Consider the following 17,047-nt stretch of genomic DNA (forward strand, 5'->3'; position numbering starts at 1 on the left):
AGATGGATTTTAAAACGGATTTTAAACCACTAACGGTAGACCCAGACAAAATATATGATTATAGCTTCTCGATCATAGCTGAAGAAATGGGCAATCATGATTTTTCTGAAGATGAATGGAAGATCGTCCGCCGGGTCATTCATGCTTCAGCGGATTTTGAATTGGGAAGAAGTGTCATCATCCATCCAAATGCCATTCAAGCTGGTATGGAAGCCATTCGCAAAGGTAGACATGTCATTGCGGATGTGCAAATGATCGAGAGCGGTACAGGCAAAAAAAGATTTCAAAAACACGGCGGGGACGTTCATTGTTATATTTCAGATCCGGATGTGATGGTCGAAGCAAAACGTTTGAATACGACAAGGGCGATCATTTCGATGCAAAAAGCCGTTAAAGAAAATGAAGGGGGCATTTATGCCATTGGCAATGCACCTACAGCTTTACTTGAGCTCATTCGTCTTATTAAAGAAGGGATTGCAAAACCGGACTTAATCATTGGAATGCCTGTTGGGTTTGTTTCTGCAGCAGAATCGAAAGAGGAACTCGCTAAGATCACGGAAGTTCCATTCATTACGAATATTGGTCGAAAAGGCGGAAGTACTGTCACTGTTGCTGCATTGAACGCGATTTCCCTTTTAGCTGATAGTTAAAAAACATGGAAAAGAAAGTAAAAAAAGACCCCTCACAAATGCGTCATGGGTATACGACAGGGGCATGTTCGACTGCCGTGACTAAAGCGGCATTGACTGCATTGATCACGGGGGATGCACTTGATGAAGCGACGATTTCCTTGCCCATCGGGCGAGATGCCACTTTCACTATTGAGAAATATGATATATCGGAAAATGCGGTTAGTGCTGAAACGATCAAAGATGCCGGAGATGATCCCGATGCCACCCATCTGGCACATATTATCTCTACTGTCAGCTGGTCGGAGGCACCTGGGATTATCCTGGATGGAGGGATAGGTGTGGGTCGTGTGACCAAACCCGGGCTTCCTGTCCCCGTAGGAGAAGCGGCCATTAATCCTGTACCGCGCAAAATGATTTTAACCACTGTGGAACAAACATTGGAAGAATTTAAGATCAATAGAGGAGTGAAAGTCGTCATCTCCGTACCAGCAGGTGAAGAAATAGCGAAAAAAACATTAAATGGCCGCTTAGGGATTGTGGGAGGCATTTCCATTTTAGGAACAAGGGGCACTGTCGTCCCTTTTTCCAGTTCAGCCTATATGGCAAGCATCGTCCAGGCAATCAGTGTCGCCAAAGCGAGTGGTTGTGAGCATCTTGTCTTAACTACTGGCGGGCGCAGTGAAAAGTATGCGATGGGCCTTCTCCAGGATTTGCCTGAGGAAGCCTTTATTGAAATGGGTGACTTTGTGGGCTTCTCGCTTAAGCAATGTAAGAGACAGGGAATTAAAAAGGTATCATTGGTCGGCATGATGGGGAAATTCTCCAAAGTGGCCCAAGGTGTGATGATGGTGCATTCAAAAAGTGCCCCGGTCGACTTCGGTTTTCTATCGGAAATAGCCCAAAGCGTCGGAGCTGAAGATGATCTTGTTCTTGAAATCAAGAACGCAAACACGGCGTCCCAAGTCGGGGACATGATGTCAGCGATAAATAATTTTGATTTTTTTAATAAACTATGTGAATCCTGCTGTCACTCTGCCATAAAGCAAGTGAAGGGCGGAATTGAAATGGAAACGGCGATTTATTCGTTGAAAGGACAATTACTGGGAAGGGCTGTTGGAATTGAGTCAATCGATTAAATTAATCGGGATAGGGGATAACGGTCAGGAAAGCTTGCTGCCCCAATATGCCCAATGGATAGAAGAAAGTGAAGTGCTGGTCGGAGGTGAACGGGTCTTATCGTTTTTTCCGAACTATTCTGGCAAGAAGATTGTCATAAAGGGCGGTTTGAAAAAGGTGGTGGAACAACTGCAGGATGAAACTCGTCCAACAGTTGTCTTAGCTTCCGGTGACCCATTGTTTTATGGAATGGGAGGCTATCTTTCCAGCAAAATCAACATAGAGGTTTACCCATATTTCAGCTCAATTCAGCTTGCTTTTGCAAAAATGGGTGAAAGCTGGCAAGATGCCTTCCTAGTCAGTGTTCATGGCCGCAGTATGAAAGGTCTGGCCCAAAGGATAGATGGGAAGGCGAAAGTAGCTTTGCTTACTGACTTCGAAAATAGTCCAAATCAACTTGCTAAATATCTCATTTCATTCGGAATGACTGAATACCGGGCATTTGTGGCTGAAAATCTTCAAGGAGAAAACGAAGACTCTGGCTGGTATGAACTTGAAGAAATGGTGGAGCGGGAATTCTCGCCGTTGAATGTCGTCATTTTGAAAGGAAAATCAGAAGGCCCAAGCTGGTCCTTGGGGATAGAAGATGAAGAATTTTCGCAGCGGAAACCCGACAAAGGCCTCATAACCAAAAAGGAAATTCGGGTATTAAGCCTGCAAGCGTTGAATCTCAGGAAAAACAGCACCGTTTGGGATGTTGGGACGTGTACGGGCTCAATGGCAATTGAAGCGGCCAAGCTTGCATCCGAAGGCCAAATTTTCGCAATTGAAAAAAATGAGCCTGATTTAGAAAACTGTTATCAAAACCAGCGTAAATTCCGTACTGATATAACGGCCATTCATGGAAAAGCTCCGCAAGGACTGGAAACTTTTCCGGATCCTGATGCGATTTTCATTGGCGGGACTGGCGGCGAAATGGCAGATCTCATCCATACATGCTGCAAACGACTGAAAGAAGGCGGCAGAATCGTTCTGAATGCCGCGACGATTGAGAATCTATACAGGGCTAATGAGGCATTTGCTGAAGCTGGTTTTCACACTTCCATCATGCATGCCCAAATCTCCAGAAGTAAGCCAATATTGGGAATGAACAGATTTGTTCCGCTTAATCCTGTGTATATCATTACTGCACAACGAAAGGAAGACATGAATGAGTAATCTTGGTACATTATATGGCCTTGGCGTGGGCCCGGGCGATCCAGAGCTTATTACAGTAAAGGCATTTCGCGTGATTCAGGAATCTCCGGTCATTGCGTATCCCAAAAAAAGAAAAGGGAGTAAAAGCTACGCCCATCGCATTGTTGAAGTTTACATTCGTCCTGAAGAGAAGGATATGCTGGGCCTGGTTTTTCCGATGACGAAAGATCAAGCGATTTTGGATCGGGAATGGAACGGAACGGTCGAAAAAGTTTGGCAAAAATTAAATGAAGGTAAGGATGTTGCTTTCGTTACGGAAGGCGATCCGCTTTTATATAGTACGTTCATACATATGATGAAATTGATGCAGGAGCTGCATCCCGAAGTCGAAATCAAGACAGTCCCGGGCATTTCTTCTTTTAATGGGTCAGCGTCAAGGCTGGGCATCGCTTTGGCTGATGGTGATGATCATGTTGCGATAGTTCCTGCAAGGGATGACTATGAAGCGATGAAGAAGGCGATCGAAGATCATGATGCCGTGGTGTTCATCAAAGTGGCAAAGGTCATCGATTTAATGATTACCGTTTTAAAAGATTTGGACTTGCTTGAAAAGGCCTCGGTCGTAACCAAAGTCACTTCCGATGAAGAAGTGATTTGGAAAGTGAGTGAATTGGAAGGACTTGAACTAGAATACTTAACATTGATGGTGGTGAGAAAATGAAGATATATATTGTAGGTGCTGGCCCGGGTGACCCGGATTTGATAACTGTAAAAGGATTGAACATTCTCCAAACGGCTGATGTGATTTTATATACGGATTCATTAGTGAATGAAGAGTTGATTGACAAGGCAAAGCCCGATGCCGAGGTGCTAAAAACGGCAGGTATGCATTTGGAGGAAATTGTTGGCATCATGGTTGAGCGTGTTAGAGAAGGAAAGATGGTTGCTAGAATCCATACAGGGGATCCTGCCATGTATGGTGCAATCATGGAACAAATAGTCCTTTTGAAGAAAGAGGGTATTGGTTATGAGGTGATCCCGGGCGTAAGTTCGGTATTCGCCTCGGCAGCTGCAATAGGAGCAGAGCTGACTATCCCTGATTTAACACAGACACTCATATTGACGAGGGCTGAAGGACGTACGCCTGTTCCGGAATTTGAGAAGTTACGTGATTTGGCAAGTCACCACTGTACGATTGCCCTTTTCTTGAGTGCGACCTTGACTAAAAAAATCGTTAAAGAACTCCAAGAAGCCGGTTGGAAGGATGATACTCCGATAGCAGTCATTCAACGGGCAACATGGCCGGACCAAAAAATCGTCCGTACCACGTTAGTGAACTTAGATGATGATATGCGTCGAAATGGTATCCGCAAGCATGCGATGATTTTGGCTGGATGGGCGTTGGACCCTACCATTCATGATAAAGATGAATACCGATCCAAATTATATGATGCGAGTTTTACCCACGGTTTCAGAAAAGGTGTTAAGCCATGATCATTGAACTGAAAGAAGCGGAACTTGCTCCCATTAAACGGTCTCATACTTATGCGATTGTGGCGATTACAAAGCATGGTGTCGAGCTGGCACGAAAATTACATACCGTTTTTTCGAATTCCGATCTATATTACATGAGCAAGTTTGAAAAAGGGGACGAAGAGCATAAACAGATCCAGCTTTTTTCGGGCAGTGTCCGTATGCTATTACCCGCTTTATTCAAGGAATATAAAGGAATCATATTAATAATTTCACTCGGTGCGGTAGTCAGGATGATTGCACCAATTTTGAAGGATAAGAAAACGGATCCGGGTGTCGTTGTCATTGATGATAAAGGGGAAAATGTCATCAGTGTACTGTCAGGGCATCTGGGAGGAGCGAATGAACTGACTAAGGAAGTTGCTGCAGCCCTTGACGCAAGAGCTATAATCACCACGGCTTCTGATGTTCAAAAAACGATTCCTGTCGATTTATTCGGACAGCGCTTCGGCTGGATTTGGGATTCTGCAGAAAAATTGACGCCAGTGAGTGCGTCCGTTGTAAATGAAGAGCATGTTGCCGTTGTACAGGAATCAGGTGAACGGAATTGGTGGACTTATGAAACGGCATTACCCGAACGCATAATCGTATACCCATCCATTGAAGAAGCGCTTCAAGCAAAGCCGCAAGCAGCACTGGTTGTAACTCACCGTATTCTTAGCCATTCGGAAAATGGGATCCTTGAAAATGGGATCGTATATCGGCCAAAAGTCATTGCTCTCGGTATCGGGTGCAATAGGGGAACAGCGGCAGCTGAAATTGAGCAGGTGATTGCAGAAACACTAGCGGAATTATCGTTTTCATTAAAAAGCGTTAAAGCGATCTGTACAATTTCCTTGAAGAAAGACGAAATCGGCTTGATTGAAGTAGTTGAAAAATACGGCTGGGAATTCGTGCATTATGAACCGGAAGAGCTTAATCAAGCCAAAATCGAAGCGCCATCGGAAACAGTATTTAAATACACGGGTGCATATGGTGTGAGTGAACCGGCTGTGAGGATTTATGCTAAAGCTGAACAATTGGAGCTGGTTAAGAAAAAATCGGGTAACGTAACCATTTCAGTTGGCATCATACCTTTTTAAGGAGGGAGAAGCAAATATGAACGATAGAAGATTGGTAATTGCGGGTACCGGAAGCGGTGTCGGTAAAACGACATTGACCATCGGAATCATGGCAGCCCTCCAGAAGAAAGGCTATACTGTCCAAGGGTTCAAATGTGGTCCTGACTATATTGACCCTACTTATCATACAGCCGTTACAGGACGGATTTCACGCAATCTTGACAGTTGGATGTTCGAACATGACACTGTCCGGGAAATTCTTACCAAAGCAGGTAACGGATCTGATATATCGATCATCGAAGGAGTCATGGGCTTCTTCGATGGCAAAAGTCCTTTATCCAATACAGGATCGACGGCTGAAATCAGCATCATCACGCAAAGCCCTGTCCTGTTGGTAGTCAACTGTGCCAGCATGGCACGGAGTGCAGCTGCCATCGTAAAAGGATTTCAGGCCTTTTCGACCGGTCCGGACATCATTGGTGTAATTGCCAATCAAGTGGGAAGTGCGGGGCATTACAAAATTGTCAAATCAGCCATTGAGAAAGAATGCGATGTACCGGTGCTGGGTTATATGAAGCGGGAAATGGATATTGATATTCCTAGCCGTCATTTGGGTTTAATTCCAGCTATTGAACGCGGGGAACTAAATCCGTTTTTCGATAGGCTTGCACAATTAGTCATGGAAACGATCGATATCGATCAGTTGTACCATTTATCCAAGACATGCCCCGTTTCCAGTGGAAACTCAAATATATTTCAACCCCAAAATGAAAAGGAAGTGTGCATTGCCGTCGCAAAAGATGCAGCCTTCAATTTTTATTATCAGGAAAACCTTGAGTTGCTTGAAGCATTTGGGGCGACCATCAAGTATTTTTCTCCATTGAAAGGGGATGAAGTTCCATTGGATGCTGATGGTTTATACCTTGGAGGCGGTTTTCCTGAGGAGTTTGCAGCTGAACTTTCCGGTAATGTGGATGCTATCAAATCCATCAGAAGCTCCATTGAAAAAGGGATGCCGACTCTAGCGGAATGTGGCGGTTTCATGTTTTTGAGCAAATCGATTGAAACGACTTCCGGAGAAAAGCATCAGATGGCAGGTATTATTCCGGGCAGGATTAAAATGCAGAAAAAACTTGCAGCACTAGGGTATCGAGAAATTACAGGAACTCCAGGCAATTTTTTGATTAATGAAATGGAGCAGGCAAAAGGACATGAATTCCACTACTCGACATTTGAAGCGGATGATGAACTTACACATGCTTATGAAGCTAAAGGCAGATTCGGTTCAAAACAAGAGGGGTGTGTATTGGGTAACCTTGTTGCTGGGTATACGCACTTTCATTTTGCTTCCAATCCAACACTTGCAAAGAACTGGATCGATGCTTGCTTTAAACAAAAAAAAAGATCTGCCCATGAAACTATCGACAAGTAAAAGATATTTTTTGAAGATTAAGAGGAGGCGCGAGCATGAAACCGGGAAAAGTTCATCTGGTCGGTGCGGGTCCCGGAGATCCGAAACTGATTACGGTATATGGACTGGAATGTATCCAAAAGGCGGATGTCATTGCATATGACAGGCTTGTCAATCCAGAATTATTAACGTATGCAAAAGAAGATGCAGAACTGGTGTATTGCGGGAAATCACCAGGGAAACATCATCTCATTCAAAATGAAATACATGAACTTTTAGTGGAAAAAGCCTTACAGGGGAAAAACGTCACCCGTCTGAAGGGTGGAGATCCGTTTGTCTTTGGGCGGGGCGGTGAGGAAGCGGAGATACTGGCTGTTAACGGGATTGAATATGATATCGTTCCAGGAATCACGGCGGGAATCGCAGCACCGGCTTATGCGGGCATCCCGGTGACCCACCGTGATCATGCCTCAAGTTATGCGATAGTGACAGGCCATGGCCGTGATTACAAGGGGCAGGATAACTTGAATTGGCAGGCATTGGCTCAGGGCATCGATACCATCGCCTTTTATATGGGAATAGGTAATATGCCGTTTATCTGTGAAAAATTGATGGAGCATGGAAGGGACGGGAATACGCCAGTGGCTGTCATTGAATGGGGCACGACAGAAAATCAAAGGACAATTACCGGTACTTTGAGTTCGATTTCTATGAAGGCTATAAAAGAAGAAATTCAAAATCCATCAATCTTTCTAGTAGGGGATGTCGTCCAATTAAGAGAAAAAATCCAATGGTTTGAAAGAGTGATTGAATCAGAGTCCATTATTGAAGGGAATGAGTCGGAATGTCCATCATTCAAGAACTGAAGGAACGCCGGGCAATAAGGAATTACGAAGAAAAAGAAGTGGAAGACCAAAAAATCAGGCAGCTATTGGAAGCGGCTACCTATGCCCCTAACGATCGATTGCGTGAACCTTGGAGTTTTTATGTAATCAAGGGAGAGGCGAAGCAGCGTTATGAAAGATTGGCAGAAAGGTATTTACATGAACGCTTCCCGACCAAACCGAAATTGATTGAAAGTTCACTGGAAGTTGTAAAGACGACGCCGCTTATCATCGTCGTGACTTCCGATATTTTGCCTGATGATCCGGATTCATCCGAAGACAATGTATTCGCTTCTTGTTGTGCCGTCCATTCGATGTGGCTTGCCGCAAAAGAACTTGGTCTCGGTTTCGTTTGGCGCACTAGAGGAGTGGGACTTGTCAGGGATGAACGCCTGCACGAATTTATCGGTTCACCTGAAAACAAAAAAGTGATCGGCACCATTTTTGTCGGATACCCTAAAGGCGATCAACCGGTTCCTGCAACTAAAAGGACTTCATACATAGAAAAAACAGTTTGGCTATGAAGGTAGGTGAGTGAGTGGCACGCAGAGGATTAATGCTTATTTATACAGGTAACGGGAAAGGGAAGACGACTGCCTCATTAGGGGTGACTTTAAGGGCAATCGGCAGAGGAATGAATGTCAAATACCTTCAGTTCATAAAATCTCCAGAGCGTACATATGGGGAAGCATTGGCTTTGAAAAAATTAGGAGTTGAAATGGAACAGCTAGGTATTGGTTTTACATGGACCAAAACTCCAGAAGAGCATCGCGACGCATTGTCGTTAGCTTGGGAAAAGGCGAGACTGGCCCTAAGTGATCCCGGCATTGATTTACTTGTTTTGGATGAGTTGAACAATGCATTGGCGATTTCCAAATTCCCGATCGAAGATGTCTTGCCATTGACTGAAGTCATCGATGCGATTCGAAGTCGTCCCGCTCATATGCACATAGTCATTACCGGCAGGGATGCCCAGCCAGAGCTTATGGAAATGGCCGATTTGGTTTCATCGATTGAGGCGACCAAGCATTATTATGACCAGGGCATCGGCGCTGTCAAAGGATTAGAGTTTTAAGGGGGTGAATGTAATGAAGGCACGATCCATCATGATACAAGGGACGTCGTCTGATGTAGGGAAAAGTTTGATTTGTACGGCATTTTGCCGGGTATTTTCCAATAAAGGATTACGTGTCGTCCCATTCAAATCACAAAACATGGCTTTGAATTCTTATGTAACCTTGGATGGCGGTGAAATCGGACGGGCTCAGGGAGTACAGGCGGAAGCAGCAAGGATCACGGCAACGACCGATATGAATCCGATATTACTGAAACCAAAGCAGGATATGGTTTCGGAAGTCATCGTGCACGGAAAGCATTTTCTTGATATGAATGCAAAAAGCTATCGGTCCCAATTTGTCCAGGAAGCCATGCCGATCATCCGTAAATCGGTCGAAAAACTTCAAGAAGACTATGACATCATCGTACTCGAAGGGGCAGGAAGTCCGGCTGAAATTAACCTTAAGGACCGGGATATCGCAAATATGCGAATGGCTAAACTCACGGATGCGGCAGTCATTTTGGTGGCCGATATTGATCGTGGTGGAGTATTTGCCTCCATCATCGGCACACTTGCTTTATTGGATCAAGATGAACGAGATAGTGTAAAGGGGATCATCATCAATAAATTTCGTGGCATGCGTGAATTGTTGGACGATGGCATTGAATGGGTGGAAAAGGAAACCGGGATTCCGGTTCTCGGGGTACTGCCCTATCTAGACGTGAATATTGAAGCGGAAGATTCACTTGCCCTTTCTTCCTTACGTTTTAAAAAACCTAAAAAGGCTGAGTTTCCGATCGATGTAGCCGTCTTGAGATTTCCGCGGATCTCCAATTTTACAGATGTGGATCCTTTTTTTGATGAACCCGGAGTAGGTGTCCGCCTAGTAAGCAGTGTCCATGAGTTAGGTAATCCCGATCTGGTAATTTTGCCTGGTACAAAAAACACGATGGAAGATTTAAAATGGTTGAATCGTATGGGGTTGGATCGGGCCATCAAAGAACTGCGGAAACAAGGAACGATGATCTTTGGCATATGCGGCGGTTTTCAAATGCTAGGGACTAAACTATTCGATACGAATGCGGTCGAAGGTGACGGTGAGAATGCGTACGGGCTCTCGCTTCTTCCGGTGGAAACCGTTTTTCAGGCAGAAAAGAAAACAGTACAAATGGAAGGTGTCCTTTCTGCCGGGATAATGGAAGGTCAAATGAATCTTAACGGTTTCGAAATACATTTAGGCAGAACGACATTGAAGTCGCAAGTAAGGCCCTTTCTTTTATTGAGGGATGGAAGAGAGGATGGAGCCATTTCCAATGATAACAAGGTAATGGGAACATATCTTCATGGGATATTCCATAATCGCTTGTTCACTAGATTGCTAGTTAACCAAATTCGACGGAACAAGGGGTTGGAAGAAGTGAAGGAGAACGTCCAAAGCGACTCGGAGCGTAGGGAGGAAGCTTACAATCTCTTGGCTTCCCATTTGGAGGAAAACATTGATATGGATACCATCTATCAATGGCTGCAGCTGGAAACTGCAGAAAGTTAATGTTAATCCAAGCCCTTTTATCTTCAAAAAAGCTCAATTTAGAGCTGCAATCCCTTTTATTTTAGCCATAATAAGTGACAGGGGCATACAAGATATGTTATGTTGTCTTCTCTACATACTTTATACAAAATAAAAGGATGAGGTGTTCATATGAATAAAACAGAATTAGTGAGCAGTGTTGCAGCACAAGCTGAACTGACAAAAGACGAAGCAAAAAAAGTAGTGGATGCATTGTTTGAAACAATCACTGCTACACTTGCTAAAGAAGAAAAGATCCAATTAGTTGGTTTTGGAACATTTGAAGTGCGTGATCGTGCTGCCCGTACAGGAAGAAACCCGCAAACTGGCGAGGAAATACAAATTGCAGCTAGTAAAGTACCGGCATTTAAAGCAGGTAAGGAATTAAAAGACGCTGTAAAATAAATGATGAACGAAGAAAAAAACCTGGCGATGCAATGCTCGCCAGGTTTTTTATGTTTACAGTCATTTCAACTTACCCGGTTAGTAATAGAAAGTAACACATATGAAAAAATTATAGTATTTATTAATAAGGTTTATACTGTGATTATGTTAGGCTAAATGAATAACAAGCTTTAAAACCATAATAAAAGAGGTGAAAGATATGCTGAAGAAAATAATGAAAAAAATCAAACAGCTTTCCCAAGGAAGCAGTGAGCGAAGACATGGTCATTATCGCCGAGGCAGCAGCAGCAGCCGAGGGTTTAAAAGGTATCCCATGAGTGGAAGTGACCGCTACAAGAGAAAGGGGCGTGGCAGCAGCAGTTAATTCAATTTCTGTGACTTCAATGCAGCCTGCAGGTCCATTGAGATTTCCTTGATATCTGAATAAGGTTCTTGGATGGTTAATAACCTTTTCAGAATATGCACGGTTTCTTTTTCTAACGAAAGCTCTTCTGTCCAAGGAAGAGCCTTTTTACTTTTGGAAGCGTACGTCGTATAAAGTGCATATAGAAGTATTTCCCCCAAGTCGTAAAAATCCTGCCTTTTCAGCTCTAAAATGGATTCTTGTGCGAGATCTGTCGAATTGATCATTATAGACAAACCAAAGTCTATCAAAATGGGCTGATGGTTCTTAAGTAAAATATTTGGTATTCGTAAATCTTGATGGCAAATGTCATGGCCATGTAGATAAGTTACTAAACCGACCAGCTCATCCAGAAAAAATAGAGACTCTTTCTCATTGAACGTTAATTGATTCGAGAAAATATGGGCTTCTAAATTATCCCCTGCAATGAAATCCATCACAAAATAAACATTTCCGCCATATGAAAAATTCTCGTGAAATTTGGGGATGTTTGTGTGGTTTAACATTTGTAAAATGGTCATTTCATTTTCAAACTGTTTCAGCTCTTTTTTGCTGCGGCGTTTACTATTCCGGAGCTGCTTGATCACTATATTCTCATTCTTTTTCAAATCATTGCAAAGGTAAACAATACCATAGCTTCCTGTACCGATTACAGTTTTCACCTCGTAACGGTCATTCAAAACCACTCCTTTTTTTAAAGGTATATCCACAAAAAATTGGTAGATCTTTCTTAAGGAACGCAAAATTGAAACTTCCCTCACCACTTTTATATATTCGAGTCGAAATGACCAAAGCTGGAAATACGAATGATCATGGATAGTTTAACACTGATTTTTGTTAATGCGGTAATGAAAGTCTTTTTACGATAATTCACAAATAAAACGAGCTATTAAAAAAAATCCCTTAAATTTCATAATATGAAATTATATGATTTTTAAAATTATTAAGTTTACTATAATGAATTCATAATGAAAGAGTAGGAGGTGATTAGATGGATGAGCGCGAGTTGAGAAATTGCTCTGGTAAATTCCTAACCGGAGTCTTGATGGGAAAGTTCAAATGTGAATTCATTTACCTAGGTTTCCTTGGATTCCCCGCTCGCTTTAGTATCAATTCATAATGAAGCAAAAGCCTGCACTAGCATGAAAGATAAATCTTTTACCAATAATATTTTGTCGGATGAGCAAGAATCTATTGCATGGAAATTTGCGGGCAGTAAACGACTGGAATAACAAGGGGATTATGCCAAAAATAAATGGGAGTGTTGCCTGGATGGAATGCAAACCATGAAGAGAGTTTGAGGCTGGTGATCATGTATTGTTCATCGGTGAGATCCAGGAGTTACATTTCGAAGATTTGGAAGCGCTTACTTTCATCGAGGGAAAATGGGGTCTGCTAAACAACTTGTAAAATGAGGGGGTTTCTTATGGGCATTAAAACCGGTGAAGAATATATTAATAGAATTAAATCGAGAAAGCCAGAAGTCTGGCTTGGTGGAAGAGTGGTCGAGGATATTTATAATGAGCCAATTTTTAAGCAGCCGATACAAGAAATTGCGAGGTTGTATGACATTCAACATGACCCGGAATATCAAGATGAAATCACCCACATTTGCAAAGAGACCGGGGAACGTGTTAATAATGCTTTCTTATTCCCGAAGACATCGGAGGATTTGCAAAAAAGAAGTAAATTATTTGAAGTGTATGCAAGGATGACATATGGACTAATGGGGAGAACGCCGGACTTTTTAAATGTCGTGGTCACTTCCATGGCACATAATTCCTGGTTTCTTGATAAATACAACAAAGACTGGTCAAAGAACATCAAGGATTATTATGCCTATATTCGTGACAATGATTTATTCTTGACGCATGCAATCATTAATCCTCAAAATGATCGAAGCAAGCAATCTCATGAACAAAAAGAAACATATACCCACTTAGGGACTGTTGAGGAAAGAGAAGAAGGAATACTTGTTCGCGGTGCAAAAATGTTAGCAACGCTGGCACCGATTACAGATGAAGTGATTATCTATTCTTTCCCAGGATTCACACCAGGGGATGAACGTCATGCGGTAGCATTTGCACTGCCGATCGATACGCCTGGACTGCGCATTATCTGCCGGGAACCAATGCAGGACGGAACACGCTCGATGTTTGACCATCCACTGGCCTCCCGTTATGAGGAAATGGATGCCCTGCTTGTATTTAATGATGTTCTGGTTCCTTGGAATCGTGTCTTCTTATACAACAATGTGGAGGCGGCAAACCGCTTGTATCCAATGACGGGAATCGCTGAACAGCCTGCTCACCAATCAGGCGTGCGTGGATATATTAAACTGGCATTTGCCGTTGAAGTCGCTTGTAAAGTGGCAGACTCTATCGGAGTCGATGGATTCCTGCATGTACAGCGTGATTTGGGTGAACTTGTTCAATCTGTGGAAGTCATCCGTTCACTGCTTCGGGTAGCGGAATATGAGTACACGATTAATGACTACGGTGAGGCCCGGCCAAATCCGGATGCATTGGAAACGATTCGCGGTTTCCTTCCAGAGATGTATCCACGTGCCATAGAGGTTATCCAGACCATTGGAGCTGGAGGGCTGTTGATGTCTCCGACAGGGGCCGACTTTGATAATCCCGAATTGCGCATTGATATCGATAAATATTATGGAGGACGTAGCGGGGTTTCAGCGGAAGAGCGAGTTCGCGTGTTTAAACTTGCTTGGGATTTATGCGGGGAAGCGTTTGGACAGCGCCTTCTTCAATACGAACGCTATTACACGGGTGATCCAGTTCGGAAAAGAGCGATTTTTTATAATAAATATAAGAAAAACAACAACTTTAACATGGTTGATGAAGTGCTTAACAAACCGATGCAAGTAGCCATCGATGCGGTTAACCAGTAATTTTAATAGTTGAATGGGGAGGGGGGCCGTCATGATTTCGTCCGTTGAGAAGCTTATAAAGATACTTGATTTATTCACTAATGAAGAACCCGCACTTGGAAATAAGGAAATAGCTGAAAAATTGAATATGAGTCCAAGCTCATCACATCATCTAGTGAAAACGATGTGCAAGGAAGGGATGCTGATCCAAGGCAAAGATCGAAAGTACCGGCTTGGATGGAAGTTACTTGAGTGGAGCAGTAAAGTCATGTATCAGCAGGATATTCATTATGAGGCAGGTCCAATTATCAGTAATCTTGTCCTGCAATTTAAAGGTAATTCTCACATCGGTATGTTTCACGAAGGCGAAGTCAGGTTTGTGATGAAAATGACGTCCCCTCATGCCGAGCATATGACAACATATATAGGAGCAAGAAAACCAGCTCATTGTACGAGCAGCGGGAAAGTATTACTTGCCTTTAACCCATCCTTTATTCAGCCTACGCTTGCAAAAGGGCTATTGAAGCACTCAACTAACACGATTACTTGCATCAACCAATTGAATGAAGAATTAAAGGACATCCGCAAACAAGGATATGCGATTAGTGATGATGAAAATGATCATGGTTTATATGGAGTTGCAGCACCCATTAAATCCTATAATGGCCAAGTTATTGCAGCACTTAACCTTGTCGGGGATCGAAATTATATGATTGGGAAAGAAAAAACGAGAATTATTCAGTCTGTAATACGATCGGCACAAATGATTTCAAAACAAGTAGGTTACATGTCTTTAATGTGAATTTTCGGATTATTGAGAAAAATGGAGGTAGTTTATTTATGAAAGGATATGCTCAATCTTCAAAATTACAGGCTAGATCATTAAATCTAATAAAAATTATTGAGGACAATAAACATTTATTGAAACCGCCGGTTAATAACAAAGTGCTTTGGGAAGATTCCGAATTCATCGTCATGCTTCTTGGTGGTCCGAATTATCGGCGTGATTTTCATGTAGACCCTTCTGACGAGTTGTTTTATCAGATAAAAGGCTCCTGCTATGTAGAATGCATCAACCAAAGCGGGGACCGTGAAGTAGTGGAGGTGAATGAGGGGGAAATGTTTATGCTGCCAGCTGATGTACCTCATTCTCCTCATCGTGTACCTGATACTTACGGCATTGTCATAGAGCGCAAGCGTGCTAAAGATGAGCTTGAAGATTTTGTTTGGTTTTGCGGGAATTGTAACCATGAGATGCACAAAGTTACGATCCAATTGACGAATATTGAGGTCCAGGTGAAAGAGGCGATCGAGGCTTTCAACGGAAGTAAGGAACTTCGCACCTGTAGTGAATGCGGTCATGTTATGTCAGAAAACGTTGAGGCTTGGAAATGCGAATAGATTTTCATACACATATTCTTCCGCTGGACCTGCCAGACTTAACCGGTAAATTTGGTCAGGGGCGCTGGCCAGTGCTAGAGCAGAAATGCTCTTGCGGGGCGGATATCATGGTAAGCGGAAAACTGTTCAGGAAAGTGACTGACCAGGTATGGGACCCTGAAAAACGCATTCAGGATATGGATGCGGAGGGAGTCGATATGCAGGTGCTCTCACCGGTGCCAGTGACATTTTCATACTGGGCGCCAATTGATCAGGCGCTATACATGTCCCAGTTCCAGAATGATTTCATTTCTGGGACTGTGAACAGGCATCCTGACAGGTTCATCGGTCTCGGTACTGTACCTCTTCAGGATTTGAAAGTGGCAATCAGGGAAATGGAACGCTGTAAGTTTGAGCTTGGTATGGCGGGAATCGAAATCGGTACTAACGTAAATGGAGAAAATCTGGATTCTCCTTTTTTATTGGAATTCTTCCAAATGGCTGAAAAGTGGAATGTCCCACTGTTTATACACCCATGGGAAACAATGGCAAAAGACCGAACGGAACGGCATAACCTCATGTATACAGTGGCGATGCCGAGTGAAACGGCATTGGCGGCAGCAAGCATTTTATGGAGTGGCATCATGGAAAAGTTCCCGGATCTGAAAATCTGTTTTGCACATGGCGGGGGCTCATTTCCATATATTTTACCTCGGATCGATCAGGGATGGGAAGTATGGCCTGATTTAAGAAAAACATCAATGCCGCCAAGCCACTATGCACAAAAGTTTTATTTCGATTCACTGAACTATGATACCCGGAATATTCAGTATCTGATTGACCGTTTTGGATATAAGAAAGTGCTGATGGGTTCCGACTATTCATTTTTATTGAGAGAAAAGCCCCCAGGTCAAGTAATTGATGACACTCTAAATCTATCAGATGAAGTGAAAGCGAATCTTTTAGGGAGAAATGCACTGAGGTTTTTAAATTTGGAATCACGAGGGGAGAATCATGGGAAAACAGGTAAAAGCACCAGAACAAGTCCTTGAAGAACTTGGAATCATGCTTGAGCCGCCAAGGGAAGCGGTCGGCAACTACGTTAGCCACGTCCGGGTGGGAAATTTGATTTTCACATCCGGACAAGGTGTTGATGAATATCACGGTAAGCTTGGCAAAGAGCTGACGGAAGAGGAAGGGTATCAGGCAGCGAGGCAGTCAATGATTAATCTTCTGAGGGTACTGAAGGATGAGCTTGGAGAACTATCCAGAGTGAAGAAGGTAATCAAAATTCTCGGAATGATTAATTCAGCTGAGAATTTCACAGGACAGCCCAAAGTATTGAATGGTGCATCAGACCTGCTTGTGGCCGTATTTGGAGAGAGGGGTAGACATGCTCGTTCAGCAGTGGGAATGGCACAACTACCAAATAACACTGCAATTGAAATTGAAATGATTGTGGAAATACAAGATTGAGGCACTTGAACTGAGCGGGTGTCTCAATAAAGGGAGAG

18 protein-coding genes are annotated in these 17,047 nt (G+C 43.1%); 17 read left to right on the top strand and 1 reads right to left on the bottom strand.

Annotated features, from left to right (window positions below; all coding sequences use genetic code 11):
- Window positions 1–2: 2 nt before the first annotated feature.
- From JNUCC41_RS20220 to JNUCC41_RS20275, 12 genes are all read left to right on the top strand, one after another.
- A complete protein-coding gene (locus JNUCC41_RS20220; protein ID WP_192204536.1) occupies window positions 3–650 on the top strand; it encodes a precorrin-8X methylmutase in 648 nt (215 codons plus the stop codon).
- A gap of 5 nt (window positions 651–655) precedes the next feature.
- Complete coding sequence (locus tag JNUCC41_RS20225; protein WP_192204537.1) at window positions 656–1,768, top strand: cobalt-precorrin-5B (C(1))-methyltransferase; 1,113 nt, start codon at window positions 656–658, stop codon at window positions 1,766–1,768.
- Window positions 1,752–2,966: a precorrin-6y C5,15-methyltransferase (decarboxylating) subunit CbiE gene (gene cbiE, locus JNUCC41_RS20230; RefSeq protein WP_192208249.1), complete on the top strand. Its 1,215-nt coding sequence runs from the start codon at window positions 1,752–1,754 to the stop codon at window positions 2,964–2,966. The genes JNUCC41_RS20225 and cbiE overlap by 17 nt, the downstream gene beginning before the upstream one ends.
- A complete protein-coding gene (gene cobI, locus JNUCC41_RS20235; RefSeq protein WP_098371853.1) occupies window positions 2,959–3,666 on the top strand; it encodes a precorrin-2 C(20)-methyltransferase in 708 nt (235 codons plus the stop codon). Before cbiE ends, cobI begins: the two co-directional genes overlap by 8 nt.
- Window positions 3,663–4,439 carry a precorrin-4 C(11)-methyltransferase gene (cobM, locus tag JNUCC41_RS20240; RefSeq protein WP_192204538.1) on the top strand — a complete coding sequence of 259 codons (777 nt, stop codon included), beginning with the start codon at window positions 3,663–3,665 and terminating at the stop codon, window positions 4,437–4,439. The genes cobI and cobM overlap by 4 nt, the downstream gene beginning before the upstream one ends.
- Window positions 4,436–5,560, top strand: a complete 1,125-nt coding sequence (locus JNUCC41_RS20245) for a cobalt-precorrin 5A hydrolase (protein ID WP_370662537.1) — start codon at window positions 4,436–4,438, stop codon at window positions 5,558–5,560. The genes cobM and JNUCC41_RS20245 overlap by 4 nt, the downstream gene beginning before the upstream one ends.
- 16 nt (window positions 5,561–5,576) lie before the next feature.
- Window positions 5,577–6,971: a cobyrinic acid a,c-diamide synthase CobB gene (locus JNUCC41_RS20250; protein ID WP_192204539.1), complete on the top strand. Its 1,395-nt coding sequence runs from the start codon at window positions 5,577–5,579 to the stop codon at window positions 6,969–6,971.
- A gap of 35 nt (window positions 6,972–7,006) precedes the next feature.
- Window positions 7,007–7,816 (top strand): uroporphyrinogen-III C-methyltransferase, encoded by an 810-nt coding sequence (gene cobA, locus JNUCC41_RS20255; RefSeq protein ID WP_192204540.1) that lies wholly within the window; start codon window positions 7,007–7,009, stop codon window positions 7,814–7,816.
- On the top strand, window positions 7,795–8,358 hold the full coding sequence (locus JNUCC41_RS20260; RefSeq protein ID WP_192204541.1) for a nitroreductase family protein: 564 nt from the start codon (window positions 7,795–7,797) through the stop codon (window positions 8,356–8,358). Before cobA ends, JNUCC41_RS20260 begins: the two co-directional genes overlap by 22 nt.
- A 14-nt stretch (window positions 8,359–8,372) precedes the next feature.
- Window positions 8,373–8,909, top strand: a complete 537-nt coding sequence (locus JNUCC41_RS20265; RefSeq protein ID WP_192204542.1) for a cob(I)yrinic acid a,c-diamide adenosyltransferase — start codon at window positions 8,373–8,375, stop codon at window positions 8,907–8,909.
- A 13-nt stretch (window positions 8,910–8,922) separates the two neighbouring features.
- The gene (locus JNUCC41_RS20270) at window positions 8,923–10,440 is read left to right on the top strand and encodes a cobyric acid synthase (RefSeq protein ID WP_192204543.1); all 1,518 of its coding nucleotides are present in this window, start codon (window positions 8,923–8,925) and stop codon (window positions 10,438–10,440) included.
- 150 nt (window positions 10,441–10,590) lie between these two features.
- The gene (locus JNUCC41_RS20275) at window positions 10,591–10,863 is read left to right on the top strand and encodes an HU family DNA-binding protein (protein WP_076371466.1); all 273 of its coding nucleotides are present in this window, start codon (window positions 10,591–10,593) and stop codon (window positions 10,861–10,863) included.
- Window positions 10,864–11,223: 360 nt separating this feature from the next.
- Here the strand turns inward: JNUCC41_RS20275 and JNUCC41_RS20280 are convergent, their stop codons facing one another.
- Window positions 11,224–12,009, bottom strand: a complete 786-nt coding sequence (locus tag JNUCC41_RS20280; RefSeq protein ID WP_228467392.1) for a serine/threonine protein kinase — start codon at window positions 12,007–12,009, stop codon at window positions 11,224–11,226.
- Between the two features lie 683 nt (window positions 12,010–12,692).
- Between JNUCC41_RS20280 and JNUCC41_RS20285 the strand changes: the two genes are divergently transcribed.
- Genes JNUCC41_RS20285 through JNUCC41_RS20305 form a run of 5 tightly spaced genes read left to right on the top strand, consistent with a single transcriptional unit; the run spans window position 12,693 to window position 17,009 of the window.
- Complete coding sequence (locus tag JNUCC41_RS20285) at window positions 12,693–14,174, top strand: 4-hydroxyphenylacetate 3-hydroxylase family protein (protein ID WP_192204544.1); 1,482 nt, start codon at window positions 12,693–12,695, stop codon at window positions 14,172–14,174.
- Between the two features lie 31 nt (window positions 14,175–14,205).
- The gene (locus JNUCC41_RS20290) at window positions 14,206–14,955 is read left to right on the top strand and encodes an IclR family transcriptional regulator (RefSeq protein WP_192204545.1); all 750 of its coding nucleotides are present in this window, start codon (window positions 14,206–14,208) and stop codon (window positions 14,953–14,955) included.
- A gap of 38 nt (window positions 14,956–14,993) precedes the next feature.
- A complete protein-coding gene (locus tag JNUCC41_RS20295) occupies window positions 14,994–15,554 on the top strand; it encodes a 3-hydroxyanthranilate 3,4-dioxygenase (RefSeq protein ID WP_192204546.1) in 561 nt (186 codons plus the stop codon).
- Window positions 15,539–16,585: an amidohydrolase family protein gene (locus tag JNUCC41_RS20300; RefSeq protein WP_192204547.1), complete on the top strand. Its 1,047-nt coding sequence runs from the start codon at window positions 15,539–15,541 to the stop codon at window positions 16,583–16,585. The genes JNUCC41_RS20295 and JNUCC41_RS20300 overlap by 16 nt, the downstream gene beginning before the upstream one ends.
- A complete protein-coding gene (locus JNUCC41_RS20305; RefSeq protein WP_192204548.1) occupies window positions 16,548–17,009 on the top strand; it encodes a RidA family protein in 462 nt (153 codons plus the stop codon). The genes JNUCC41_RS20300 and JNUCC41_RS20305 overlap by 38 nt, the downstream gene beginning before the upstream one ends.
- The last annotated feature ends 38 nt before the right edge of the window (window positions 17,010–17,047 follow it).

It is taken from the genome of Brevibacillus sp. JNUCC-41 (assembly GCF_014844095.1).
GTDB lineage: Bacteria > Bacillota > Bacilli > Bacillales > DSM-1321 > Peribacillus > Peribacillus aracenensis.

What these genes read in the sequence shown, in the direction of transcription:
- JNUCC41_RS20220 (WP_192204536.1), top strand. Translation starts at nt 3, where the DNA reads ATGGATTTTAAAACGGATTTTAAACCACTAACGGTAGACCCAGACAAA.
- JNUCC41_RS20225 (WP_192204537.1), top strand. Translation starts at nt 656, where the DNA reads ATGGAAAAGAAAGTAAAAAAAGACCCCTCACAAATGCGTCATGGGTAT.
- cobI (WP_098371853.1), top strand. Translation starts at nt 2,959, where the DNA reads ATGAGTAATCTTGGTACATTATATGGCCTTGGCGTGGGCCCGGGCGAT.
- cobM (WP_192204538.1), top strand. Translation starts at nt 3,663, where the DNA reads ATGAAGATATATATTGTAGGTGCTGGCCCGGGTGACCCGGATTTGATA.
- JNUCC41_RS20245 (WP_370662537.1), top strand. Translation starts at nt 4,436, where the DNA reads ATGATCATTGAACTGAAAGAAGCGGAACTTGCTCCCATTAAACGGTCT.
- JNUCC41_RS20250 (WP_192204539.1), top strand. Translation starts at nt 5,577, where the DNA reads ATGAACGATAGAAGATTGGTAATTGCGGGTACCGGAAGCGGTGTCGGT.
- cobA (WP_192204540.1), top strand. Translation starts at nt 7,007, where the DNA reads ATGAAACCGGGAAAAGTTCATCTGGTCGGTGCGGGTCCCGGAGATCCG.
- JNUCC41_RS20260 (WP_192204541.1), top strand. Translation starts at nt 7,795, where the DNA reads ATGTCCATCATTCAAGAACTGAAGGAACGCCGGGCAATAAGGAATTAC.
- JNUCC41_RS20270 (WP_192204543.1), top strand. Translation starts at nt 8,923, where the DNA reads ATGAAGGCACGATCCATCATGATACAAGGGACGTCGTCTGATGTAGGG.
- JNUCC41_RS20275 (WP_076371466.1), top strand. Translation starts at nt 10,591, where the DNA reads ATGAATAAAACAGAATTAGTGAGCAGTGTTGCAGCACAAGCTGAACTG.
- JNUCC41_RS20285 (WP_192204544.1), top strand. Translation starts at nt 12,693, where the DNA reads ATGGGCATTAAAACCGGTGAAGAATATATTAATAGAATTAAATCGAGA.
- JNUCC41_RS20290 (WP_192204545.1), top strand. Translation starts at nt 14,206, where the DNA reads ATGATTTCGTCCGTTGAGAAGCTTATAAAGATACTTGATTTATTCACT.
- JNUCC41_RS20295 (WP_192204546.1), top strand. Translation starts at nt 14,994, where the DNA reads ATGAAAGGATATGCTCAATCTTCAAAATTACAGGCTAGATCATTAAAT.
- JNUCC41_RS20305 (WP_192204548.1), top strand. Translation starts at nt 16,548, where the DNA reads ATGGGAAAACAGGTAAAAGCACCAGAACAAGTCCTTGAAGAACTTGGA.